A 22,759-nucleotide genomic window follows, 5' to 3' on the forward strand; every position below is an offset into this window, starting at 1 on the left:
CATGAATCGACGCAGGCTTCTCTCGCTCGCCGCCGCCGCCACTCTTGCCCCGGCGGCCTTCGCCCAATCGAACTGGCCCGGCCAGCCGATCCGCCTGATCGTGCCCTACCCGGCCGGCGGCGGCACCGACTTCTTCGCGCGACTGGTCGCGCCCGGCATGGGCGAGGCGCTGGGCCAGACGGTGATCGTCGAGAACCGCCCGGGCGCCTCCGGCATCATCGGCGCCACCGCGGTGGCCCGGCAGTTGCCGGCGGACGGCCACACCCTCCTGCTGGGCGACATGACGACCTACGCCGTCAACCCCAGCATGTTCGAGAAGCTGGCCTACGACCCGCTGAAGGACCTGGCGCCGGTGACCATGACCGCCAAGTTCGACTTCGTGCTGGTGGTCAACCCCACGGTGCTGCCGGTAGGCAACGTGCAGGAGCTGATCGCGCTGGCCGCGCGCACGCCGCAGGGGTTGAACTATGCCTCGCCCAGCGCGGGCACCACCCATCACCTCGCGACCGAGCTGCTCGCGCGCGATACCGGCATGAAGCTGGTGGCCATCACGTACAAGGGCGGCGGCCCCGCCGTGCAGGACCTGCTGGGCGGCCAGGTGGGCATGATGTTCCTGGACCGCGCCTCGGCCCGGCCGCACATCGAATCCGGCCGGCTGCGCCCGATCGCCGCCGCCGGTTCGAAGCGCATCGCGGCGTACCCCGACCTGCCGACGCTGGCCGAGCAGGGCGTCAAGGGTTTCGAGGTGGAAGGCTGGCAGGGCTTCACGGTTCGCACGGGCACGCCCGAGCCGGTCATCCGCGCGATGAACGCCGCCTACCTGAAGGCCATCGCGCCGGCCGAGGTGAAACGCAAGCTCGACGAGGCCGGCATCGACCCGGTCGGCGGCACACCCGAGCAGTTCACCGCCTACATCCAGGCCGAGACCGTGAAGTGGCGCGCCGTCGTGCGCGAGCGCAACATCAGGGCCGAATAGGCCGTCACGCGATCAGGCCCGCGCGGCCGAAATAGTGGTCGGCGATCGCCGGGTCGTTCGCCAGGTCCGAGGCCAGGCCCTGGTGCACCAGGCGGCCCTGCTCCAGCACCGCGGCACGATGCGCGGTCTGCAGCGCGAGGCGGGCGTTCTGCTCGACTAGCAGGATCGTCATGCCCTCGCGATTGAGCTGCACCAGCGCGCGGAACACGTCCTTGATGATCACCGGCGCGAGGCCCAGGCTGGGCTCGTCCAGCATCAGCAGCTTGGGACGCCCCATGAGCGCGCGGCCGATCGCCAGCATCTGCTGCTGGCCGCCGGACAGCGACCCCGAGAGCTGGTTGCGTCGCTCCTTGAGCACCGGGAACAGCGCATGCACGCGATCGAGGTCGTCGCCCGCATCACTGCCGCGCACGCCCGCCGCCTGCCGGCCCAGCGCGAGGTTCTCGGCCACCGACAGCGGCGCGATCACGCGCCGGCCCTCGGGCACCTGGATGATCCCGGCGCGCGAACGCAGGTGGGCGGCGCGGCGGCCGAGCGGCTCGCCTTCGAACAGGATCTCGCCCGTGGCGGGCACGATGCCGGACAGCGCATTGACCAGGCTCGACTTGCCCGCGCCGTTGGGGCCGATCAGCGCGAAGATCTCGCCCTTCTTCACCGTCAGGCTCACGCCGCGCAGCGCCTGGATGCCGCGGTAGTGCACGTCGAGGTTTCGGATGTCCAGCATGCCTCAGGCTCCCAGGTAGGCTTCGACGACCTTGGGGTCGCGGCCCACCGCTTCCGGCAGGCCTTGGGCGATCAGCCGGCCCGAGGCCAGCACGTAGAGCTGCGAGCACAGCGACATGACGAAGCGCATGTTGTGCTCGATCAGCAGCACGGCGACGCCGCTGGCGGCCACGCCGCGGAAGATGCCCGCCAGGCTCTCGGCCTCAGCATCGTTCATGCCGGCCACCGGCTCGTCGAGCAGCAGCAGCCTGGGCTCGGTGGCCAGCGCGCGCATCATCTCGATGCGGCGCTGGTGGCCGTAGGACAGCCCGCCGGCGCGGTGCCCGGCCAGCGCCGCCATGCCGAAGCGCTCCAGCAGCGCCATCGCCCGCTCGTGCATCTGCTTCGCCTCGGCGCGCGCGGAGGGCAAGCCCAGCAGGTTGGCCCACAGGCCGGCCTTCTCGTGCCGGTGGAACCCGGCGATCACGTTCTCGATCACAGTCGCGTCCGGCACCAGGCGGATGTTCTGGAAGGTGCGCGCCACGCCCGCGCGCGCCAGCTCGGGCGCCTCCTGGCGCGAGACGTCCTTGCCATCCAGCAGCACCTTGCCGGCGCTCAGGTGCAGCAGGCCGGTGATGAGGTTGACGACGGTGGTCTTGCCCGCGCCGTTGGGGCCGATCAGGCCGGTGATCTGCCCGGCGGGAACCTGCAGGCTCAGGCCGTCGACGGCGGGGACGCCGCCGAAGTGGCGGGCCACGTCCTGGAGGACCAGTGTTGCGGTCATGGGCGCGCTCCTGCTTCGATGGAGGGATTCACGGACGCGGCCCCTTCGCCACCGGCGCCGGTCGCCTTGGACCCGGCCAGGATGCGGCCGGCGACGCGCGACCGCCGGCGGTCGCGCAGCATCGCGATCGCCGAATCGGCCACGCCCCGGGGCAGGTACACGATCACCAGCATCAGCAGGATGCCCTGCACCACGTTGCGGTAGTCGGCGAACACGCGGAACAGTTCCGGCAGCGTGGTCAGGATGGCGGCGCCCACCAGCGCGCCCCACACCGAGGTGCGCCCGCCCAGCACGACCATCGTCAGCGCCGCGACCAGCATGCCGAAGCCGAACTCCCCCGGCGTGATGGCGTAGCTGCTGGTGGCCTGCAGCGCCCCGCCCAGGCCCGCCAGCAACCCGGAGAGGATGAACGCGATGCGGTGGTAGTAAGGCACCGAGATGCCCAATGACACCGCCACCGTCTCGTCCTCGCGGATCACGTCCATGGCGCGGCCCACGCTGTAGCGGCCCATCGCGACCAGCAGCAGCACCACCACCGCCACCACCGACAGCAGCACGCCGGTGCCGGCCGCCTTGGGGATGCCGTTCACGCCCAGCGCGCCGTTGGTGACACCGGCCCAGTTCTGCGTGACCGACAGCACGATCTGCACCAGTGCCAGCGTGGCCACCGCCTGGAACACGCCGCGCAGCCGCGACAGCGGAAAGGCCAGCAAGGCGCTGGCCAGCGTGCCCAGCACGGTGCCGGCGACGATGGCCGCGAAGGGCGGCCAGGCGGCCTTGGTGATCAGCAGCGCGCAGCCGTAGGCGCCCAGCGCGGCGAAGCCCGCGGTGCCCAGCGAGAACACGCCGGCGCGCAGCACGACGTACTGGCTCATCGCCAGCAGCGCGTAGACCAGGATGTGGTCGAAGAGCGACTGGTAGGTGTAGAGGAAATTCATCATGCGCGTTGAATCCGCATCGCGGCGGAGGCCTGGCCGAAGAGGCCGGTGGGCTTGACCAGGATGACGATGAAGAGGGTGACGAACACGACGGCCTCGGCGACGCCGGAGGAGACGTAGGCCACGGCCAGCGTCTGCACGATGCCGATGGCGAGCCCCGCGATCAGCGCGCCCGGGATGCTGCCCAGGCCACCCAGGATGATGATCACGAAGGCGCGCAGCAGCAGCGGCTCGCCCATCGCGAAGTGCACCGAGTTGAAGACCAGGCCGATCAGCACGCCCGCCATGCCGGCCAGTGCGCCCGAGATCATGAACACCTGCATGTTGACCGGCCCCGGGTTGATGCCCAGCAGGCGCGAGGTCTGCTCCGAATAGGCGACGCAGCGGATGCGCTGGCCGAAGCCGGTGCGGTAGAGGTACCAGACCAGGCCGAAGACCATCGCCACCACCAGCGCGATGATCACCAGCTGCAGCAGCTGGATGCGCAAGCCCGCCACCGTGAAGACCACCACGGGGAAGGCATCGAAGGGAAAGCGCATGACCGCGGTGTTGGAGACCTTCTGCGCGATCGCCAGCAGCACGAGGTCGGCGCCGATCGAGGAGACGATGGCCGAGAACTCGGGCGCGTTGCGGCGGCGCAGCGGCCGGAAGGCGAACACGTCGAGCGCCACCGACACCAGCCCGCCCGCCAGCATCCCGAGCAGCAGCCCCACGTAGATCGGCGCGTCCAGCATGGTCACGGCATACAACCCGGCGAAGGCGCCCCACATGAACACCGAGCCGTGGGCCATGTTCATGATGTGGTTCACCCCGAAGAGAAGGGTGAACCCGAGCGCGAACAGGGCATAGACGCTGCCCACGACCACGCCGTTGAGAAGTTGTTGCATCAGCATGCGAGCAGGATAGGAATGCGGGCCCCGCATGTATGTCCCCTTGGGGTGGGACGGGTTTGCAGGGGGTCCCCTGCCATGGGGACAGACGGCGACGCGGCGCGTCATGACACTGCCTGGAGACGCACGCGCCGCCGGCGTGTTCACCCGCGCGGGCGCAACCGGCGAACGGGCACTGGTGCCCCGAGACCGCTTCCTGGAGACCACGACATGCGCTTCCCCCACCTGCCCGTCGACGACGAGCTAGAGATCCGATCGGTCTTCGCCCGCTACGGCCACCTCGCCGACGCCGGCGACCCGAACTTCGTCCAGCTGTTCACCGAGGACGCGAGCTGGACGCGCGCCAATTCGCCGCCGCCCGCGCAGGGCGGCAGCGGCCTGCCGCCGGAGACCCTTCGGGGCCGCGACAAGCTGCTGGCGTTGATGGACGAGGTGATGAGGAAGAAGTTCAGGCAGCGCATGCACCACCAGATGACCGACTTCTACGTGGTGCCGGGCGCCAACGCCGACGACGCCATGGGCCACGCGCGGGCGCTGATCACCGACTGGCGCGACGGCCCCGGCAAGATCGCCATGTTCGGCAAGTACGACATGCGCTTTCGCCGCACCGAGGTGGGCTGGCGCATCAGCGAGATGACGGTGCGCGTGCTGCCGAGCGGAGACTGAAGACATGAACACCATCCCCGCCCCCGACGCGCCGGTCCTCGACGAGGACCCCTTCTCCGACGCCAACATCGCCGACCCCTACCCCTTCTTCGAGCGCATGCGCGAACTGGGGCCGGCCGTCTTCATCGCGCCGCACGGCTACTACGCCGTGGGCCGCCACCACGAGGCCGGCATCGTCGCCAGCGACCATGCCCGCTTCACGACCGAGGGTGGCGTCGGCATGAGCGACATCCGCAAGCCGGGCGCCTGGCGCACCCGCAGCCCGATCGCCGAACTCGACCCGCCCGAGCACACGCGGGTGCGCGCGGCGCTGCAGAAGATCCTGTCTCCGCTCGTCATCAAGACCTGGAAGGAGAAGTTCGCCCATCGTGCCGAGGAAGTGGCCGACCAGGTGGTGGCCAGGGGCAGCGTCGACGGCGTGGCCGACATCGCCGAGGCCTTCGTGCTCGACGTCTTCCCCTCGGTGCTGGGCGTCGACGTGCCGCCCGAGCGCATCAAGCTGACGGGAGAGCTCAACTTCAACCAGATCGGGCCCAACAACGAGCGCGTGGCGCGCACGCTGGAACGCGCCGCGCCGATCATGGACTGGTACCAGCAGGTGCTGCAGCGCGAGTACATGCTGCCCGGCGGCTTCGGCGAGAAGATCTACCAGGCCGAGGACGCGGGCGACTTCGACAAGGGCACGGCGCCCTTTCACGTGCGGACCTTCTTCCGCGCCGGCGTGGACACGACCATCGCCGGCATCGGCTCGACGCTGAAGCTGCTGTCGGAGCACCCGCGGCAGCTGGCCCTGGTGAAGGCCAACCCGGCGCTGATCAAGGGTGCCTTCGAGGAAGCGCTGCGAATGGAATCGCCGGCGCAGGTGATGTTCCGCACCACCACGGCAGAGGTCGAGCTCGGCGGCGTGCGCCTGCGCGCCGACACCAAGGTCGGCTACCACATGGGCGCCGCCAATCGCGACCCCCGCCAGTGGAAGGACCCGGACCGCTTCGACGTGACGCGCCAGACCACCGGCGTGCACCGCGCCTTCGGCGCCGGCGCGCACGTCTGCATCGGGCAGATGATCGCGCGGCTCGAGGCCGAATGCATCCTCGGCGCGGTGCTGCGTCGCATCCGGCGCATCGAGCCCGCGGGGCCGGCGCGCTGGCGGCCGGTGAACACGCTGCGCACGCTGGACGTGCTGCCCCTGGCGCTCGTCCCCTGAGACGGGGACAGACGCCACCGGCGCCAGTGTCCACACTGCCGGAGTACTTTCAAAACGGAGACAACATGCCCATCCAACGCAGAGCCGTCGCCGCCGGCGCGCTCCTTCTCGCCACCAGCGGCCTGGCCTTCGGGCAAGGCAAGGAGATCCCGGTCGGCGTGTTCAACGCCATGACCGGCACCTATGCCTTCGGCGGCGTGCCGATCCAGAACGGAATGAAGCAGGCCCTGGAAGAAGCCAATGCGCAGGGCCTCCCCGGCGGCAACAAGTTCAAGGTCTTCGAAGGCGACACGGCCGGCGACAAGGGCCAGACCATCAACCTGGTCAACCAGTTCGTCAAGCGCGACAACGTGATGCTGATCCTGGGTCCCACCATCAGCGGCGAAGCGCTGGCCGGCGCGCCCGTGGCCAACGACCTGAAGGTGCCGATCCTGGCCATCGGCAGTTCGCCCGGCATCCTGGCCACCGGCCCGTGGGCCTTCAAGATCCAGGCCACGCCGGTGGACATCATGGGTTTCCTGGGCAAGCTCGCGGTGGAGCAGCTGGGCGTCAGCCGCATCGTCCTGCTGCACGACCAGAGCAACGACGGCTACGTCGGGCAGAAGGAGGCGCTGGGCGACTACCTGACCAAGGCGGGCGCGAAGATCGTCGCCGACGAGAAGTTCGTCTCCTCCGAATCCAACTTCCTGGCACTGGCCACCAAGGTGGCGGCCACGCCGACCGATGCCATCTTCATCGCCGCGCCGGCCGAGGTGACGGCCAACCTGATCCTGCAGATCCGCCAGGCCGGCCTGGACTCCAAGGTGAAGTTCATCGGCCCGTCCACGCTCGGCTCGCTCGGCTTCATCAAGGCCGGCGGGAAGGCGGTGGAAGGCACCTACGTCGTCTCCGACTATTCGCCCAACAATCCGGCGCCGATGAACCAGGCCTTCGTCAAGGCCTACCAGGTCAGGTACAAGGCGATGCCGGACAACTGGGCGGGCATGGGCTACGCGCTCGGCCAGGTGGCGGTGCAGGCGGTGAAGAACGCCGGGCCGGACCCGGACCGCGCGAAGATCCGCGACGAGCTGGCCAAGCTGAACAAGGTGCCGATGGTCCTGGGCAACGGGATGTGGAGCGTGGATGCGGGGCGCAACCCGAGCTATGGCGGGGTGCTGCTGCAGGTGAAGGACGGCAACTTCGTCGCCGTCCGATAACGCGCTCAGGCGGTCATGCCGCCATCGACGTTGTAGACCCCGCCGGTGACGAAGCTCGCCTGCGGCCCGAGCAGCCAGAACACCAGGTTCGCCACCTCCTGCGCCGTCGCCGCCCGGTGCAGCGGCTGGTTCAGGAAGTGCTGCTTCAGCGCCGCCTCCACCTGCGCCTCGTCGCGCCCCTCGACCCGGAAGGTGCTTCGGAGCAAGGGCGTGTCGATCGGCCCCGGGCAGATCACGTTGATGCGGATGTCGTGCGGCGCGAACTCCAGCGCCGCCTGCCGGGTCATGCGGATCACCGCGGCCTTCGATGCGCCATAGACGCCGAGCCCCGCTTCGACCCGGCTGCTGCGCTGGCCCGACACGGAGGAGGTGTTCACCATCGCGCCCCCGCCCCGCGCCCGCATCACCTTGCCCACCGCCTGCATCCCCAGCAGCACGCCGCGCACGTTGACGGCGAAGATGCGGTCGAAGTCCGCCATGCGGAAGTCCAGCAGCGGGGACTGCGGGCCGACGATGGCGGCATTGTTGTGGAACAGGTCGATGCGGCCCCATCTCTGCACCGTGGCATCGGCGTAGCGCTGCGCGCTGGCGTCCTGCGCCACGTCGGCGCGCAGCGCCAGCACGCGGCTGCCGTCCAGCCCTTCCAGCGCCCGGTCCAGCGACGCGGCATCGCGGTCCACCACCGCCACCTTCGCGCCGGCCTCCAGCAGCTGGCGCACCAGGGCCAGGCCGACGCCGCTGGCGCCGCCGGTGACCACCGCCACCTTGTCTTCGAACACGCGGGCGCTCATTGCAGCCGCACCCGCAGCGCATCGGCCGCGCGGAACACGAAGGTGTGCAGGTGCCGCGCCGTGTCCGGCTCCACCAGCCGCATCCTGGGGAAGCGCTTGGCGAATTCCTCGAACACGATCTTCATCTCCAGCCGCGCCAGCGGCGCGCCCAGGCAGAAGTGGACGCCGTTGCCGAAGGTCAGCTGCTTGCGCGCGTTGGCGCGCCGGATGTCGAACCTGTGCGGCTCCGGGAACACCTCCTCGTCACGATTGGCCGAGGCGAAGGACAGCATGATCGGCGCGCCCTCGGGGATCCTGACGCCGCGGAACTCCACGTCCTGCAGCGCGATGCGGCGCCAGCCGATCACCGCCCCCGCATAGCGCATGCCCTCCTCCACCGTGTTGGCGGCCAGCGTCGGATCGGCGCACAGCGCCTCCCACTGGCCGCGGTTCTCCAGCAGCGAGCGGAAGGTGTTGGTCAGCTGGTTGGTGGTGGTCTCGTGGCCGGCGAAGGCAACGCCGAAAGTGTGGGTGATGATCTCGGGGATGCTGATCACGCTGTCGTCGCCATTGCGGATGGCCAGCATACGGCTGGTGAAGTCGTCGCCCGGGTTCTTCTGCCGGTCGGCCACCATTGCCGCGCAGTACTGCCAGAAGGCCACCATGTTCCTCGCGCCCTCCAGCTGCTGCTCGTGCGTCGCCGGGCTGAAGTCGATCACGCTGCGCGCGCCGGCCCATTTCTTGACGTCGGGGACATCCGCGTCCGGGATGCCCATCAGCTTGAACACCACATGCGCCGGCAGCTCGTAGTTGACCTCGGCCAGCAGGTCGACCTCGTCCTTGCCGGCGATGCGGTCGATCGCCTCGCCCACCAGGCGACGGATGTGCGGCTCGAGCTTGACGAACTCGCGCAGGTTGAGCGTCTGGCTGGTGACGCCGCGGATGCGCTTGTGCACCGCGCCGTTCAGGCTGGAGTGGCTGCCGGTCTGGTTGAGGAAGCCGCCCTCTCGCAGGATGGCCTCGGCGTCCGGCGGCATGGGCGTGACCGGCCGCGTGGTGTTCTGCGAGGAGAAGCGCTCGCCGTCGTGCAGCACCGCGTACACATCGCTGTGCCGGGTCAGCACCCAGTAGCCGATCTCCTCGCACCAGAACACCGGCTCCGTGCGCCGCTGCACTTCGAATGCGGCGTGCAGCTCGGGGGTGTAGTAGGGCTTGAAGTCCCGGGTGGCGGACTGGAAGGGACAGACTGCGGTGGTGTTCATTCGTGCTTCTCCTGTTCAGCGCATCAGCATGCCGCCGTTGACGTCGAGGGTGGCGCCGGTGACGAAGCCGGCGCCGGGTGAGACCAGGTACGCGACCGCGGCGGCGATTTCCTCCGGCAGCCCGATGCGGCCCAGCGGCACCGCCGCCGTGCCCATGTATTTTTCGCCGCCGCTGCCGGTGGGCACCGTCTGCTGCAGCATCGGCGTGTCGATCGGGCCGGGCGCCACGGTGTTGACCGTGATGCCCAGCGATGCCGCCTCGCGCGCCACGACCTTCGACAGGGCCAGCACCGCGCCCTTGGACGCGCTGTAGGCCGCGCCGCTCTGCATGCCGCCCATCTGCCCGGCCAGCGAGGCGACGGTGACGATGCGGCCGTGTTCGAGGGTGCGGCCGGCCGAGCGGCGCAGCATCTCGCGCACGCACAGGAAGGTGCCGAGCGCGTTAACGCGCATGACGCCTTCCCACTCCTGCAGCGTGATGTCCACGGTCGGCAGCCGGCCAGGCGCGGGATGGGCGCTGAGGATGCCGGCGAAGCACACCAGCACGCCGACGCGGCCCAGCCTCTTTTCCGTGGTGTCGAAGGCCGCGCGCACGCTGTCTTCGTCGGCCACGTTGCAGGCCAGCCCGATGTGGCCGCTGCCGGGCAGCATGGCGGCGGCGCGTTCGGCGGCCTGCGCATGCAGGTCCGCCACGGCGATGCTCAGGCCTTCCTCGGCCAGCCTGCGGGCGCTGGCCAGCCCCAGCCCGCCCGCGGCGCCGGTGATGAGTGCGATGCGCATGAAGAAAGGCTCCTGGGATTCAATGGTCCGGGTGGGCGTCGACCCAGCACTGCACCAATGGCTCGCTGATGTAGGCGCTCGTGGTCTGGCCGCCGTCGACCGCCAGCACCTGGCCGGTGACGTAGCCCGCGTCGTCGCTGCACAGGAAGGCGGCGGCGCCCGCGATCTCCTCGGGCATGCCGGGCCGCCCCATCGGCGTGGTGCCGACGATCGTGGCCTGGAAGCGCGCCGTGTCCAGGCGCCCCGCGGTCTGCGGCGTGGCGATGATGCCGGGGGCGATGGCGTTGACGCGGATGCCCTGGTCGGCGTAGTCGGCGGCCAGATTGCGGGTCAGGCCGATCACGCCGGCCTTGGCCATCGAGTACACGGCCTGCCGCCGGTACCCGACCAGGCCCAGCGTGGACGCGATGTTCAGCACCACCCCGCCGGATCGGATCAGCGCCGGGAACGCGGCGCGGGTGATCATGAAGGTCGCCTTCTGGTTGATGTCGGCGAACTTCTGGTAGTCGGCGTCGGTGGTCTCGTGGAAGGCCGGGCAGTTGCCGAGCCCGGCGTTGTTGACCAGCACGCGGATGCCGTCGAAGTGGCGCAGGCACGCGTCGACGATCGCCTGCGGTGCCCCACTGGCGGTGACGTCGGCGACCAGGGTGCGCAGCGTGTCCGAGCGCGGCAGCGCGGCCAGGCCCTCGTCGTTGATGTCGACCGCCAGCACCCGGGCGCCCTCCTCGTGCAGCCGCAGCGCGATGGCGCGGCCGATGCCCGAGGCGGCGGCGGTGACGATGGCCGCGCGGCCGGCGAAGCGCTTCATGCCACTTCCCAGATGTCGTACACCGGCCCGTCGGGCTCGCGGGTGCCGGTGCCGATCGCGATCCTGTCGTTGAGCCACAGCAGTCCGGGCGCGGCCGTCTCGAACTGCACCGCGACGCGGAAGTAGTCGGCGCCGCGCGGGATGGGCTCGCGGTTGACGATCTTGCGCATGATCTCCGGCGTCGACCCGTTGCGCCGGCCGCTGTAGGTCATGTAGACGAGTTCGCCGGCGTCGGTCTCGAGCACGAGGCGCACGTCGAGGTGCAGGCCGCCGTCGGGCCGCTCCAGCACCACGTCGGCCCCGCCCGGCAGCACCCGGCCGCGCAGGCGCTCGCCCTCGAAGCGACCGCCGTCGACGCACATCACGCGCCGTGTGTAGCCCTGGGGCACGGCACCCACCAGCTGGGCCGGCGCATTCACGTCGGCCTTGAGGGTGAACAGGGGGCGCAGCTCGATGGGGGTCATCGCCTCAGCTCCGCGCCGTGCTCATGCCTGCTCCTTCTTCTCGTAGCGCTTGCGCACGTCCTTGATGAGTTCGAGCAGCGCCTCCGGCACGTCGCGCCCTTCGGTCCTGGCCTTGGCCTTGCACTCTTCCCACAGCTTCAGGTCGGCGTAGCCCTTCTCGGTGTGGCGGTTCCACTCCTTGTCCAGCGGGGTCGTGATCTCCAGCCGGATGCCGGCCGGATCGTGGAAGTAGATCGACAGGATCAGGCCCTTGTGGTCCGTCGGCCCGATCACGTCGACGCCCTGCGACTTGAGCCAGTCGTACCAGCGCAGCACCTCGGCGCGGTCCTTCGCCTGCAGCGCGATGTGATTGAAGATGTCGTAGGCCGTGTGGCTGGCCTTGGACGGGGGCGGCACGCCGGGGGCCTCGAAGAAGGCCAGCGTGGAGCCGTCGCCCATGCGGAAGAAGATGTGGAAATAGGGAATGGCGTCGCCGGTCGAAGGCACGCTGTCGTCCAGCACGGTGCTGGCGAGTTCCATCCCCATGATGCGGGTGTAGAAGTCGGTGGTGGCCGCCGCGTCGGGAGTCACCCAGGCCGCGTGATTGAGCATCATCGGCGTGAGGCCGGGGTTGGGCGTCAGGACGGCCTGGGGCTTCGCGCGGGTCTCGGGGGCTGTGGCTTGCATGGGAGGGTTCTCCGGAGTGGGAAGTGGTTCTTACAGTTGCGGATCGGCGATGCGAACCGCGATGCCGTCGAGCGCATCGCTCATGACGATCTGGCAGGACAGCCGGCTGCCGGCTTCGCGCGGCGCGGCGGTGTAGTCGAGCATCTGGTTCTCGGTGTCGACCGGCTGCGGCAGCAGCGTGGCGAATGCGTCGTCCACGATCACGTGGCAGGTGGCGCAGCTCATCACGCCGCCGCAGTCGCCGACGATGCCGTTGAGATCGTGCGCCGTCGCGGCCAGCATCAGGTTCTGGCCATTGGCGACTTCGACTTCGGCGCGTTCGCCGTTCGGATGGATGTAGATGACGAGTGGCATATCGTGACTTTCGTTCAGGGGCGCGCGGCCGTCAGTCCCCTCGCCGGGGACGTTGGCCGCGATCGCGCAGGCGGCGCATGCCGTCGCGCACCAGGCCGACGAAGCCCTGCGGCATCAGGAACATGCACAGGATCAGGAAGCCGGCGAAGATGGCCGAGGGCGCGGACTTGGAGATCTGGTCGGCGACGTTGGGAATGAACTGGATGAACGCGGCGCCCACCAGCGCGCCGGAGATCGTGCCGAGGCCGCCGACCACGACGCCGACCAGCAGGAAGATCGAGACGAACATGCCGAAGCTGTCCGGTGCGATGAAGGCCGTGGCGATCGCGCCCAGCGAGCCGGCCACGCCGGTGTAGAGCGCGCTGATGCCGAAGGTCATGGCCTTGATGTAGGGCACGTTCACGCCCATCGCGGAGGCGGCGATCGGCTGCTCGCGGATCGCGATGGTCGCGCGCCCCAGCCGGCCGCGCAGCATGTTCCAGGCGCACAGGAAGAGGAAGGCCGCGATCGCGAGCACGACCAGGTACAGCCACTGGTCGGACGACAGCGGAAGTCCGAAAGGGGCTTCGGGCTTGAGCAGGCTGAGGCCTTGCACGCCGCCGGTCCAGGACTCCAGCGCCTTGTGCTTGAGCAGTTGCGGCGTCGCCAGTGCCAGCGCGAAGGTGGCCAGTGCCAGGTAGTGGCCGCGCAGGCGCAGCGCCGGCCAGCCGAACAGGAAGCCGAAGACGAAGCACACGATCGCCGAGACTGGCAGCGTGGCCCACCAGGCGAAGCCGGCGTGTTCCATCAGCCCTGCCGTGACGTAGGCGCCCAGTGCGTAGAGCGCGCCGTGCCCCAGCGAGAGCTGGCCGTTGTAGCCCACCAGCATGTTCAGCCCCAGCACCGCGATCGCCGTGATCAGCGTCATGGTGAAAAGGAAGATGCGGTAGTCCGACAGCAAGAAGGGCACCGCCAGCGCCGCCAGCGCAAGCCCCCCCAATGCCACCCACCGCCAAGACAAACCCGCGCCCCCACCGCCACCGCCCCCCCATCCCGGAACACCACGGATCGGGCTCTGCCGGTCCGCCGGTGTTGCCCCCGGAGAGGGGGAAGGCGATGCGACACGAAGTGCGCGAAGCCTGGGGGTGTGCTCGCTCATACTCGTGCCACCAGCTTGCGCCCGAAGATGCCCGAGGGCCGGATCAGCAGCACGCCGACGATCAGCACCAGGGCCAGCGAGAGCTTCAGCTCGGTGCCCACCACGTAGGTGCCGGCCAGGTTCTCGATCACGCCCACGATCAAACCGCCGGCCACCGCCCCCCACGGGTTGTCGATGCCGCCCAGCAGGGCCCCGGCGAAGGCGTAGATCAGCACGCCCCCCATCATGTTGGGCTCCAGGAAGACCACCGGTGCCACCATCAGTCCCGCCACCGCGCCGATGAGCGCCGACAGGCCCCAGCCGAGCGAGAGCATCAGCGACACCGGAATGCCCGCCAGCCGCGAGGACACCGGGTTCTCGGCCGAGGCGCGCATCGCCAGCCCGACCTTGGTGAAGCGCAGGAATCCGAAGAGGAGCGCCATCACCACGAAGACCACGACCACCGTCCCCGCCTCGTGGCCGGAGATCAGCATCGAGCCCCCCGGCAGCCTTTCCGGGAACGGGCTGGGGAAGGGTTCGAGCTGGTGGCCGAAGATCCACCCGGCCAGCGAGTTGATGCCGACGAACAGGCCGATGAAGACGACGATCACCGACAGCTCCGGCACCTCGCCCAGCGGCCGCAGCACCAGCCGTTCGATGGCGAAGCCGGCCACGAAGCCGAAGGCCAGCGTGAGGAGCGCGGCGGCCCAGTAGGGCAGCCCCCACTTGAGCAGCAGGAAGGCGATGAAGGTGGAGAACATCGCCATCTCGCCCTGCGCGAAATTGATGTGGTGGGTGGACTGGTAGATCATCACCAGCGCCAGCCCCAGGCAGGCGTAGATGCCGCCCATGGCGATGCCGGAGGCGAGCTGTTGCAGCAGGCTGTACATGAGGTGCGTCTTTCCTAGAAGCCGAGATAGGAGCGGCGGATCTGCGCGTCGTCGCGCAGCTCCTTCGCCGTGCCGGACATGACGGTGCTTCCCGTCTCCAGCAGCCAGGCGTGGTCGGCCAGCTCCAGCGCGCGAGCCACGTTCTGCTCCACCAGCAGGATGCTCACGCCCTCCTGCTTGTTGATGATGCGCATGATCTCGAAGATCTCGCGGATGATGAGCGGCGCCAGGCCGAAGGAGGGCTCGTCCATCAGCAGCAGCTTCGGCCGCTGCATCAGCGCGCGGCTGATGGCCAGCATCTGCTGCTCGCCGCCGGAGAGCGTGCCGGCCTGCTGCTGGCGTCGTTCGCGCAGGCGGGGGAAGTAGCCGAACATGCGGTCCATGCTCCGCGCGACCTCCTGCTTGTCGCGGCGCAGGTAGGCGCCCACGCGCAGGTTCTCCTCCACCGTCATGTTGACCAGCGTGCCGCGGCCGTCGGGCACGTGGGCGATGCCGAGCGCGGCGATCTTCTCGGTGCTGTGGCCGTCGATGCGCTGGCCGGCGAAGCGGATCTCGCCGGTGCGCCGCACCAGGCCGCTGAGCGCGCGCAGGGTGCTGGTCTTGCCCGCGCCGTTGGCGCCCAGGATGGTGGTGATGCCGCCTTCGGCCACCTCGAAGTCGATGCCCTTGAGCACGCGGGTGGGGCCGTAGAAGGCTTCGACGTTCTTCGCTTCCAGCAGGGCGGCCATCAGGCGGTCTCCGTTCCGAGATAGGCGCGCACGACTTCCGGGTCCGCCTGCACCTGGGCGGGCGGGCCGTCGGCGATCTTGCGGCCGAAGTTCATGGCCACCACCTGGTCCGACACGCGCATGACCAGGTTGAGGTGGTGCTCCACCAGCAGCACGGTGACGCGGAAGCGGTCGCGCACGTCCGTGATCAGCTGGCGCAGGCCGTCCACCTCCTCGTGGTTGAGGCCGGCGGCCGGCTCGTCCAGCAGCAGCAGCTTGGGGTCGGCCACCAGCGCGCGCGCCATCTCGACGCGCTTGCGGGTGCCGAAGGACAGATGCTTGACCGGCGTCTGCGCCACTTCGCCCAGGTCCAGCAGGGCCAGCAGGCGGTCGGTGCACTCGCGCACCTCGGCCTCCTCGCGCCGCACCGCGCCCAGGCGGAAAGCGTTCGCGAGGTAGCCGGTGGCGGTGCGGCAGTGGCGGCCCACCATCACGTTCTCGCGCACCGTCATGGCCGGGAACAGCGCCACGTTCTGGAAGGTGCGGCCGATGCCGGCCGCGGCGATGGCGTGCTGCGGCTTGGCCAGCAAGTCCTCGCCGTCGAAGCGGATGCTGCCGGCCGCCGGCGTGTACAGGCGGCTCAGGCAATTGAAGAGCGTCGTCTTGCCGGCGCCGTTGGGACCGATGACGCCGCAGATCTGGCCGCGGCGCACGTCGAACGAAATGCCGTCGAGCGCGACGATGCCGCCGAAGCGCACGGAAAGGTCGCTCACGCGCAGCAGGACATCGGAGGTGGAAGACATGGGCGGAGTATTCGCGCCGAAGGCAGCCGCGTCTGTCCCCTGCCGGTGGTACCGCCACGGGGCCTTGTCCCTTGGCACGGGGACAGACGCCCGGGGAGGCCGCTGCCACATTCGGCGAAGCATTCAAGCGAAAGGCACCCTCATGATCGAAACCGACGTCGTAGTCATCGGCAGCGGCGCCGCCGGACTCACGGCCGCCCTCACGGCCCGCCAGCTCGGACTGGAAGTGCTGGTGGTGGAGAAGACCGGCCTGTTCGGCGGCACCACCGCCTATTCCGGCGGCGCGCCCTGGATTCCCTGCAACCACGTGATGAAGCAGATCGGCCTGGACGACAGCCGCGCGGCGGCCGAGACCTATCTGCGCGCCGTGCTAGGCGAGGCCTTCGACGAGGACCTGGTCACCAGCTACCTGGACAACGCCGCGGCCATGCTGCAGTTCATGGAGAGCCACTCGGAGGTGCGTTTCAAGCCCTTCCCCCTGCCCGACTACGAGAGCGACCTGCCGGGCGCCGCGCGCTGCCGCTCGCTGCTCACGCCGGAGTTCGACGGCCGCCTGCTGGGCGATCGGCTGGGCGACCTGCGCATGCCGCTGCCGCAGTTGATGCTGTTCGGCAGCATGCAGGTCGAGGGCGCCGACATCCACCCCATGCGCCACGCGCTGAAGACCTGGGCCGGCTTCACGCACACGGCCAGGGTGATGCGCCGCTTCGTCGGCGACCGGGTGCGGCACGGCCGCGGCACCCGCCTCGTGAACGGCAATGCGCTGGCGGCGCGGCTCTTCCACTCGGCCATCCATGCCGGCGTCACGCTGTGGAAGAACACGCCGGCGCTGGAGTTGATCGTCGAGGACGGCGCCGTCCGCGGCGTGGTGGTGGAGCACGACGGCCAGCGCACCCGCATCGGCGCGCGGCAAGGCGTGCTGCTGGCGACCGGCGGCTTCGGCGCCAACGAGAAGATGCGCGCCAGGTACATCCCCTTCGCCGAGCACCACCACTCGCTGCAGCCGGAAGGCAATGTGGGCGACGGCATCCAGCTGGGCCTGGCCGCCGGCGCGGTGCACGACCCGGCGCACGCGGGCGACTGCATCTGGACGCCGGTGTCGGTGCTTCGCAAGCCGGACGGCAGCATCGTGAAGTACCCGCACATCTTCATCGACCGCGCCATGCCCGGCTGCATCGCGGTGGACCCGCGGGGCCGCCGCTTCGTCAACGAGGGCACTTCCTACCAGACCTTCGTGCGGACCATGCACGAACGCGGCCTCACCAAGGTGCACCTGATCGCCAATCGCGATTTCGTGCGCACCTACGGCCTGGGGCTGGCGCGGCCCGAACCCTTCAATCCGCAGCGCTTTGTCGATGCGGGCTACCTGGTGGAGGCGGCCACGCTGGAGGAACTGGCGCGCAAGATCGGCACCGACCCTCTTGCACTGGAAGAGACGGTGCGGCGCTTCGACGAAGCGGCGCGGCGCGGCGAGGACCCGGAGTTCGGCAAGGGCGCGGACGCCCACTCGAGGTTTCGCGGCGACCAGACGCATCAGCCCAACCCCTCCGTGGGTCCGGTGGGCGCGGGGCCCTACTACGCCGTCGCGCTCCATCCGGGCGACCTCAGCACGGTCGGCGGACTCGAGACCAACGGCCGCGCCCAGGTGCTGGACGCGCGGAGGCAGGCCATTCCCGGGCTCTATGCCGCCGGCCTCGACATGAACTCGATGATGCGCGGCCGCTACCCCGGCGGCGGCAGCAGCATCGGGCCGGCCATGACCTTCGGCTACATCGCGGCGCGGCACATGGCCGATGGCCGCGCGCGGGCCGGCCGCCAGGAACTCGCGGAGGCGGCATGATGGACTACGGACTCGAGGACCGGGTGATCTTCATCACGGGCGGGGGCAGCGGCATCGGCCGCGCGATCGGCATCGAGGCCGCGCGCGGCGGCGCGCGGGTGGCGGTGGTCGATGCGGTGGCCGAACGGGCCGCCCAGGTGGCCGCCGAGTTGCGCGAGCTGGGCGCCCAGGCCACGGCCGAGACGCTGGACGTGCGCGACGCGGTGGCGTGCGAGGCCGCCGTGGCCCGTGTCGAAGAAGCGTTCGGCGCCATCGACGGCATGGTGGCCTGCGCCGGCATCTCGCCGCCCTCGGCCGCCCACGAGATGCCCGACGAGATCTGGACCCGCTGCCTGGACGTCAACCTCACCGGCATGTTCCGCTCGGTGCAGCCGGTGGGCAGGCGCATGGTGGCGCGCCGGCGGGGCGCCATCGTCACGATCGCCTCGATCGACGGCCTGGGCGGCCATGCGGGACGCGCGCACTACAGCGCCTCCAAGCACGGCGTGATCGGCCTGACCCGCGCGCTGGCGATCGAATGGGGCCGCTTCGGCGTGCGCGTCAACGCGGTGGCGCCGGGCGTGGTCGACACGCCGCTGCTCAAGGCCAATATCCCGCCGGACCACCTGCGGCATGCGATGGTGGACCGCAACCCCCTCGGCCGCCTGTCGCGCCCGGACGAACAGGCCGGCCCCACCCTCTTCCTGCTGTCGGATGCCGCCAGCTACGTCAACGGCGCCGTGCTGACCGTCGACGGCGGCAGCTCCGCCGGCTTCTTCACGCGCTGGAACGGCGCCGACCTGGGCTCGCGCGCGCTGCTGGAAGCCGGCGCCTACGGCCAACCCGAATAACCCACTCCAAGGACTCCCCATGAAGAACCTGTTCGACCTGCGCGGCGAGCGCATCCTGATCACCGGCGCCGGCGGCGCCATCGGCGGCGCCACGGCGCGCGTGTGCGCGGCGCTCGGCGCCGAGCTGTTCCTCGCCGACCTGAAGGCGCCCGCCGAGCTGGCCGACGAGTTGAAGGCGCGCGCCTCGGCGCTGGACAACACGAAGCGCGCGGACGTCAACGCGCTGGTCGCGGACATCGGCGCGCTCGACGCGCTGATCGACACCAGCGGCTACTACGTCAAGGGCGACTGGCTGGACGGCGGCGACGAGTGGGAGGCGCTGCTGGATCGCACCATGGCCGTTAACGTCAAGGGCCCGGTCAACCTGGTGCGCGCCGTGCTGCCGGCGATGATGAAGCGCGGCAGCGGCCGCATCGTGCTCACCAGCTCGATGGCGGCGCGCAATGCCGGCTCGACGCTGGCCGTGGAGCCGGCCTACGCCGCCTCCAAGGGCGGCCTGTCGGCGCTGGTGCGCTACTTCGCGCGCCAGGCGGCGGCTTCGGGCGTGGTCGTGAACGGCGTCGCGCCCGGACCGATCCTGACGCCGCTGCTGATCTCGGCCAACCAGCCCTTCACGGTGGACCAGTACCCGATGAAGCGGCTGGGCCAGCCCGAGGAGATCGGCTGGCCGGCGGCCTTCCTGGCCTCGCGCGGCGCCAGCTTCACCACCGGGGCGGTGCTGGACGTCAACGGCGGCATGTGCTTCTCCTGAGGGCCACATCAAGATGAGCACGCTCGATGCACTCTGGAACCCGGTGCGCATCGGCCACGTGGAGTGCCGCAACCGGATCTACCTGCCCGCGCACCAGGTGAGCCTGCCGCCGGCGCCCTACGGCGCCTACCTGGCCGAGCGCGCGCGCGGCGGCGTGGGGCTGATCGTCACGCACGGCTTCCACGTGCACCCAGCCAGCGCCCGCGCCGGTGTCTCGCCCTGGGAGCCGGGCTGGGCCGAAGCGGTCCGCGCATTCGTGACACCCAGCCGGCAGGAGGGCGTGCCGGTGTTCGTGCAGATCACGCACATGGGCGCGAGCGGCACCCGGCGCACCGACGACATCGGCCTGTGGGGCGCGGTCATGGCGCCTTCGCAGCTCCCTTCGCCGGTGCACCGGGCGATGCCCAAGCCGATGGAGGAGGAAGACATCCGCGAGGTGATCGAAGGCTTCGCGGCCACCTGCGCCAACGTCCAGGCGGGCGGCGGCGACGGCGTGGAGATCCACGGCTCGCACGGCTACCTGTTGAGCAACTTCCTGTCGCCCTACTGGAATCGCCGCGACGATGCCTGGGGCGGCGACACCGAGCGTCGCGCGCGCCTCGCGCTGGAGATCGGCAAGGCGGTGCGGCAGCGCTGCGGCAGCGACTTCGTCGTCGGCATCAAGCTGAGCCTGGACGAATACCTGGGCGAGGCCGGCACCACGCCGCATGAAACCATCCGCGTGCTCCAGCTGCTGGAGCAGGCCCGGCTGTTCGACTACGTGTGCCTGTCGCACACCGACTACCACCAGAACCACAAGCTGGTGCCGCCGCAGTCCAGCGGCGAGACGGCGCCGCTGGCGGCCAACGCGGCGCGGGTGCGCGACGCGCTCGGCGGCCGCATTCCGCTGTTGATCCAGGGCTCGGTGCGCGGGCTGGAGACGGCGGCCGAGATCGTGCGGCGCGGGCAGTCGGACATGGTTGGCCTGGTGCGCGCGCACATTGCCGACCCCGAGATCGTGAAGAAGGCGCTGGAAGGCCGTGCGCGGGAAACGCGCCGCTGCGTCGGCGCCAACCAGGGCTGCTGGCGCAGGCTCGGCCAGAACGTCAGCTGCACGGTGAACCCGGCGGCTGGGCGGGAGCTGCAGTTCGGCGTGGCGATGGCGAAGCCCGCCGTCGCGGCGAAGAAGGTGCTGGTGATCGGCGGCGGTCCCGGCGGGCTCAAGTTCGCCGACACCGCGGCCTCGCGCGGGCATCGGGTCACGCTGTGGGAACGCGCCGGCCAGCTCGGCGGCCAGATCCGCAAGGCCGGCCTGCTGCCGGACTATGCATCGTGGAACTTCCTGGTCGACGACCTGGAGGCCTCGGTGCGGCGGCAGGGTGTCGAGGTGCTGCTGAACAAGGAAGCCACGGCCGATGCCGTGGCGGCGCTGGCGGCCGATGAGGTGATCGTGGCCACCGGCGCGCGCTGGCAGCGCAGCGGCTTCTCGATGTTCCGCACCGACCGCGATGCCATCCCGGGCGCGGAGCTGCCGCACGTGGTCGACGCGCTGCGCGCGCTCGACGACCTGGCGGCCTGCGGCCGTCGCGTGCTGATCGTCGACGACAACGGCGACTACCTGCCGCTGGGGCTGGCGCGGCTGCTGGCGGCGGCGGGCCGCGAGGTGACGGTCGTCACGGCCGACGCCCTGCTCGGGCGCAAGCTCGAAGCCACGCTGGACTGGCCGTGGCTCATGCCGCGCGTGATGGAAGCCGGCATCGCGCTGCGCGCCTCCACCTCGGTCGAGCGCATCGAGCCTGGCCGCGCCATCCTGCGCAGCACGCTGGCCGGCCCGGCCGAATCGCTGGCCGCCGACACCGTGGTGCTGTCCATGCTGCGCACCAGCGACGACGCGCTCTACCACCAGCTGAAGGCGCGCGGCCTGCCGGTGCGCCGCATCGGCGACTGCGTCGCGCCGCGCGAAGCCGACGACGCGGTGCTGGAAGGCTTCCGCGAAGCGCACGCGATCGCCTGAGCCCGCATGCCCGGGGTGCCTCGGGCGCCCGGGCCAAAAAGAAAGAGGCCGCAGCGGCCTCTTTTCCTGACTGAAGCGAACGCGGGATCAGCGTTCGATCGTGATCAGTTCCGTCATCGGCTTCCACGACTTGCCGTCGAACCGGGCCAGGCGCGCCTGGCGGATCGGGTAGTAGTCGTCGGCGCGGAAGTTGATCTTCATGCCGGGCAGCAGCATGCCCAGTTCCACGTCCTTCAGGCCCTGGATCTGCTTGAGCAGGTTCTCGCGCGTGAGGTTGTCGCCGCAGCGCTCCAGCGCCAGCACCGTCAGCTGCGCGCCCATGTAGGTGTAGACCGAGGTGGTGTCGCCCGGATCGTCGTTGGGCAGGTACTTCTTGAAGAAGGCCAGGTAGTCCTGCATCGCCTTATCGTCGGCCCAGGTCGGGTCCGATGGGGTCTTGAACCAGTAGCTCGACACCAGGCCCACCGAGTTGTCCAGGCCGGCCGGCGTCAGTACGCCCGTGATGGAGCTGGAGACGTAGGGCACGATGTAGAAGGGCTTCCAGCCGATCGCGCCCACCTTCTTGATCGCCTGCGCCTGCGCCTTGTTGGAGGTGAAGACGACCAGCGTGTCGGCGCCCGCGGCCTGGAGCTGCAGGATCTGCGAATCCACGGTGGGGTCGCTCATCTCCTGGCTGACTTCCTTCACGATGTTGGCCTGCTTCGCGCCGAGCGCCTTGCGAAAGCCGCGGATGTAGGACTTGCCCACGTCGTCGTTCTGGTAGAGGACGCCGATCTTCGCGTCGGGGCGGGCCTCGGCGAGGTACTTGCCATAGATGGAGCCCTCGATGTCGTAGGCGAAGGAGAAGGGCACCGTCCAGGGCGTGGCGCTCGAATCATGGAGGCCGGGGCTGGATGCGTAGAAGAGAAGCTGCGGCACCTTCTTGGCGTTGAGGTACTTCTGCACGGCGGTCTGCGGGGCGGTGCCCATGGAGTTGACCATGGCCATCACCTGGTCGGACTCGACCAGCTTGCGCGTCACTTCGACCGTCTTCGGCGGGCTGTAGGCGTCGTCCACCGACAGCAGGTTGATCTTGCGCCCGCGGATGCCGCCCTGGGTCTCGTTGATCATCTTGAAGTAGGCCACCGACATGCGGCCCACCATCGAATAGGCCGAGCCCGGGCCGCTGTAGGCGACCGTCTGGCCGAGCTTGATCTCGGTGTCGCTGGCGCCGGGGCCATAGTTCTTCTGGGCCTGCGCGGGGACGGCGGCCGCGAGGGCGGTGCCGGCCAGCAGGGCATAGAGGTAAGCGCGCATGGTGTCTCCTGGGTCTTGGGATGGATTCGGTGGCGCCAGTAAATCAAGCGGGGGGAGAAGCGTCTGTCCCCA

At 70.0% G+C, this 22,759-nt stretch carries 24 protein-coding genes; 8 read left to right on the forward strand and 16 right to left on the reverse strand.

Annotated features, from left to right (window positions below):
• Position 1 precedes the first annotated feature (1 nt).
• Entirely contained in the window at positions 2–976 is a 975-nt protein-coding gene (locus tag AC1DNF_RS01800) for a Bug family tripartite tricarboxylate transporter substrate binding protein (protein ID WP_478146824.1), read from the forward strand.
• A 4-nt stretch (positions 977–980) separates the two neighbouring features.
• Here AC1DNF_RS01800 and AC1DNF_RS01805 read toward each other — a convergent pair whose 3' ends face one another.
• Genes AC1DNF_RS01805 through AC1DNF_RS01820 form a run of 4 tightly spaced genes read right to left on the reverse strand, consistent with a single transcriptional unit; the run spans position 981 to position 4,293 of the window.
• Positions 981–1,700, reverse strand: a complete 720-nt coding sequence (locus AC1DNF_RS01805) for an ABC transporter ATP-binding protein (RefSeq protein ID WP_478146825.1) — start codon at positions 1,698–1,700, stop codon at positions 981–983.
• A gap of 3 nt (positions 1,701–1,703) precedes the next feature.
• On the reverse strand, positions 1,704–2,462 hold the full coding sequence (locus AC1DNF_RS01810) for an ABC transporter ATP-binding protein (protein ID WP_478146826.1): 759 nt from the start codon (positions 2,460–2,462) through the stop codon (positions 1,704–1,706).
• Positions 2,459–3,403, reverse strand: a complete 945-nt coding sequence (locus tag AC1DNF_RS01815) for a branched-chain amino acid ABC transporter permease (protein WP_478146827.1) — start codon at positions 3,401–3,403, stop codon at positions 2,459–2,461. The genes AC1DNF_RS01810 and AC1DNF_RS01815 overlap by 4 nt, the downstream gene beginning before the upstream one ends.
• On the reverse strand, positions 3,400–4,293 hold the full coding sequence (locus AC1DNF_RS01820; protein ID WP_478146828.1) for a branched-chain amino acid ABC transporter permease: 894 nt from the start codon (positions 4,291–4,293) through the stop codon (positions 3,400–3,402). The genes AC1DNF_RS01815 and AC1DNF_RS01820 overlap by 4 nt, the downstream gene beginning before the upstream one ends.
• 207 nt (positions 4,294–4,500) lie before the next feature.
• Between AC1DNF_RS01820 and AC1DNF_RS01825 the strand changes: the two genes are divergently transcribed.
• From AC1DNF_RS01825 to AC1DNF_RS01835, 3 genes are all read left to right on the forward strand, one after another.
• Positions 4,501–4,956 (forward strand): nuclear transport factor 2 family protein, encoded by a 456-nt coding sequence (locus AC1DNF_RS01825; RefSeq protein WP_478146829.1) that lies wholly within the window; start codon positions 4,501–4,503, stop codon positions 4,954–4,956.
• Positions 4,957–4,960: 4 nt separating this feature from the next.
• Positions 4,961–6,160 (forward strand): cytochrome P450, encoded by a 1,200-nt coding sequence (locus AC1DNF_RS01830; protein WP_478146830.1) that lies wholly within the window; start codon positions 4,961–4,963, stop codon positions 6,158–6,160.
• Positions 6,161–6,225: 65 nt separating this feature from the next.
• Positions 6,226–7,356 (forward strand): ABC transporter substrate-binding protein, encoded by a 1,131-nt coding sequence (locus tag AC1DNF_RS01835; protein WP_478146831.1) that lies wholly within the window; start codon positions 6,226–6,228, stop codon positions 7,354–7,356.
• A 5-nt stretch (positions 7,357–7,361) separates the two neighbouring features.
• On the opposite strand, the gene AC1DNF_RS01840 is transcribed toward AC1DNF_RS01835, so the two are convergent.
• The 11 genes from AC1DNF_RS01840 to AC1DNF_RS01890 form a co-directional block, all read right to left on the reverse strand.
• Positions 7,362–8,135: an SDR family NAD(P)-dependent oxidoreductase gene (locus AC1DNF_RS01840; RefSeq protein ID WP_478146832.1), complete on the reverse strand. Its 774-nt coding sequence runs from the start codon at positions 8,133–8,135 to the stop codon at positions 7,362–7,364.
• Between the two features lie 8 nt (positions 8,136–8,143).
• The gene (locus AC1DNF_RS01845) at positions 8,144–9,388 is read right to left on the reverse strand and encodes a cytochrome P450 (RefSeq protein ID WP_478146833.1); all 1,245 of its coding nucleotides are present in this window, start codon (positions 9,386–9,388) and stop codon (positions 8,144–8,146) included.
• Positions 9,389–9,403: 15 nt separating this feature from the next.
• Positions 9,404–10,168 (reverse strand): SDR family NAD(P)-dependent oxidoreductase, encoded by a 765-nt coding sequence (locus tag AC1DNF_RS01850; RefSeq protein WP_478146834.1) that lies wholly within the window; start codon positions 10,166–10,168, stop codon positions 9,404–9,406.
• 19 nt (positions 10,169–10,187) lie between these two features.
• Positions 10,188–10,976 carry an SDR family NAD(P)-dependent oxidoreductase gene (locus AC1DNF_RS01855; RefSeq protein ID WP_478146835.1) on the reverse strand — a complete coding sequence of 263 codons (789 nt, stop codon included), beginning with the start codon at positions 10,974–10,976 and terminating at the stop codon, positions 10,188–10,190.
• Positions 10,973–11,440, reverse strand: coding sequence for a DUF3237 domain-containing protein (locus AC1DNF_RS01860; RefSeq protein WP_478146836.1), 468 nt, complete (start codon positions 11,438–11,440; stop codon positions 10,973–10,975). The genes AC1DNF_RS01855 and AC1DNF_RS01860 overlap by 4 nt, the downstream gene beginning before the upstream one ends.
• Before the next feature lie 21 nt (positions 11,441–11,461).
• On the reverse strand, positions 11,462–12,106 hold the full coding sequence (locus tag AC1DNF_RS01865; RefSeq protein ID WP_478146837.1) for a VOC family protein: 645 nt from the start codon (positions 12,104–12,106) through the stop codon (positions 11,462–11,464).
• 30 nt (positions 12,107–12,136) lie between these two features.
• A complete protein-coding gene (locus tag AC1DNF_RS01870) occupies positions 12,137–12,460 on the reverse strand; it encodes a 2Fe-2S iron-sulfur cluster-binding protein (protein WP_478146838.1) in 324 nt (107 codons plus the stop codon).
• Positions 12,461–12,491: 31 nt separating this feature from the next.
• On the reverse strand, positions 12,492–13,445 hold the full coding sequence (locus AC1DNF_RS01875; RefSeq protein WP_478146839.1) for a branched-chain amino acid ABC transporter permease: 954 nt from the start codon (positions 13,443–13,445) through the stop codon (positions 12,492–12,494).
• A gap of 149 nt (positions 13,446–13,594) precedes the next feature.
• Positions 13,595–14,467, reverse strand: a complete 873-nt coding sequence (locus AC1DNF_RS01880; RefSeq protein ID WP_478146840.1) for a branched-chain amino acid ABC transporter permease — start codon at positions 14,465–14,467, stop codon at positions 13,595–13,597.
• Positions 14,468–14,481: 14 nt separating this feature from the next.
• Complete coding sequence (locus tag AC1DNF_RS01885; protein WP_478146841.1) at positions 14,482–15,195, reverse strand: ABC transporter ATP-binding protein; 714 nt, start codon at positions 15,193–15,195, stop codon at positions 14,482–14,484.
• A complete protein-coding gene (locus AC1DNF_RS01890) occupies positions 15,195–15,977 on the reverse strand; it encodes an ABC transporter ATP-binding protein (protein ID WP_478146842.1) in 783 nt (260 codons plus the stop codon). The genes AC1DNF_RS01885 and AC1DNF_RS01890 overlap by 1 nt, the downstream gene beginning before the upstream one ends.
• A gap of 142 nt (positions 15,978–16,119) precedes the next feature.
• On the opposite strand from AC1DNF_RS01890, the gene AC1DNF_RS01895 reads away from it, so the two are divergent.
• The 4 genes from AC1DNF_RS01895 to AC1DNF_RS01910 are packed head-to-tail and all read left to right on the forward strand — an operon-like array spanning position 16,120 to position 21,391.
• Positions 16,120–17,817: an FAD-dependent oxidoreductase gene (locus AC1DNF_RS01895; protein WP_478146843.1), complete on the forward strand. Its 1,698-nt coding sequence runs from the start codon at positions 16,120–16,122 to the stop codon at positions 17,815–17,817.
• Positions 17,817–18,647, forward strand: a complete 831-nt coding sequence (locus AC1DNF_RS01900) for an SDR family NAD(P)-dependent oxidoreductase (protein ID WP_478146844.1) — start codon at positions 17,817–17,819, stop codon at positions 18,645–18,647. The genes AC1DNF_RS01895 and AC1DNF_RS01900 overlap by 1 nt, the downstream gene beginning before the upstream one ends.
• Before the next feature lie 19 nt (positions 18,648–18,666).
• Positions 18,667–19,398: an SDR family NAD(P)-dependent oxidoreductase gene (locus tag AC1DNF_RS01905; RefSeq protein ID WP_478146845.1), complete on the forward strand. Its 732-nt coding sequence runs from the start codon at positions 18,667–18,669 to the stop codon at positions 19,396–19,398.
• 13 nt (positions 19,399–19,411) lie between these two features.
• Positions 19,412–21,391: an oxidoreductase gene (locus AC1DNF_RS01910; protein WP_478146846.1), complete on the forward strand. Its 1,980-nt coding sequence runs from the start codon at positions 19,412–19,414 to the stop codon at positions 21,389–21,391.
• 87 nt (positions 21,392–21,478) lie between these two features.
• Here AC1DNF_RS01910 and AC1DNF_RS01915 read toward each other — a convergent pair whose 3' ends face one another.
• Complete coding sequence (locus tag AC1DNF_RS01915; protein WP_478146847.1) at positions 21,479–22,687, reverse strand: ABC transporter substrate-binding protein; 1,209 nt, start codon at positions 22,685–22,687, stop codon at positions 21,479–21,481.
• Between the last annotated feature and the right edge of the window lie 72 nt (positions 22,688–22,759).

The organism is Variovorax sp. 01T432 (genome assembly GCF_056398605.1).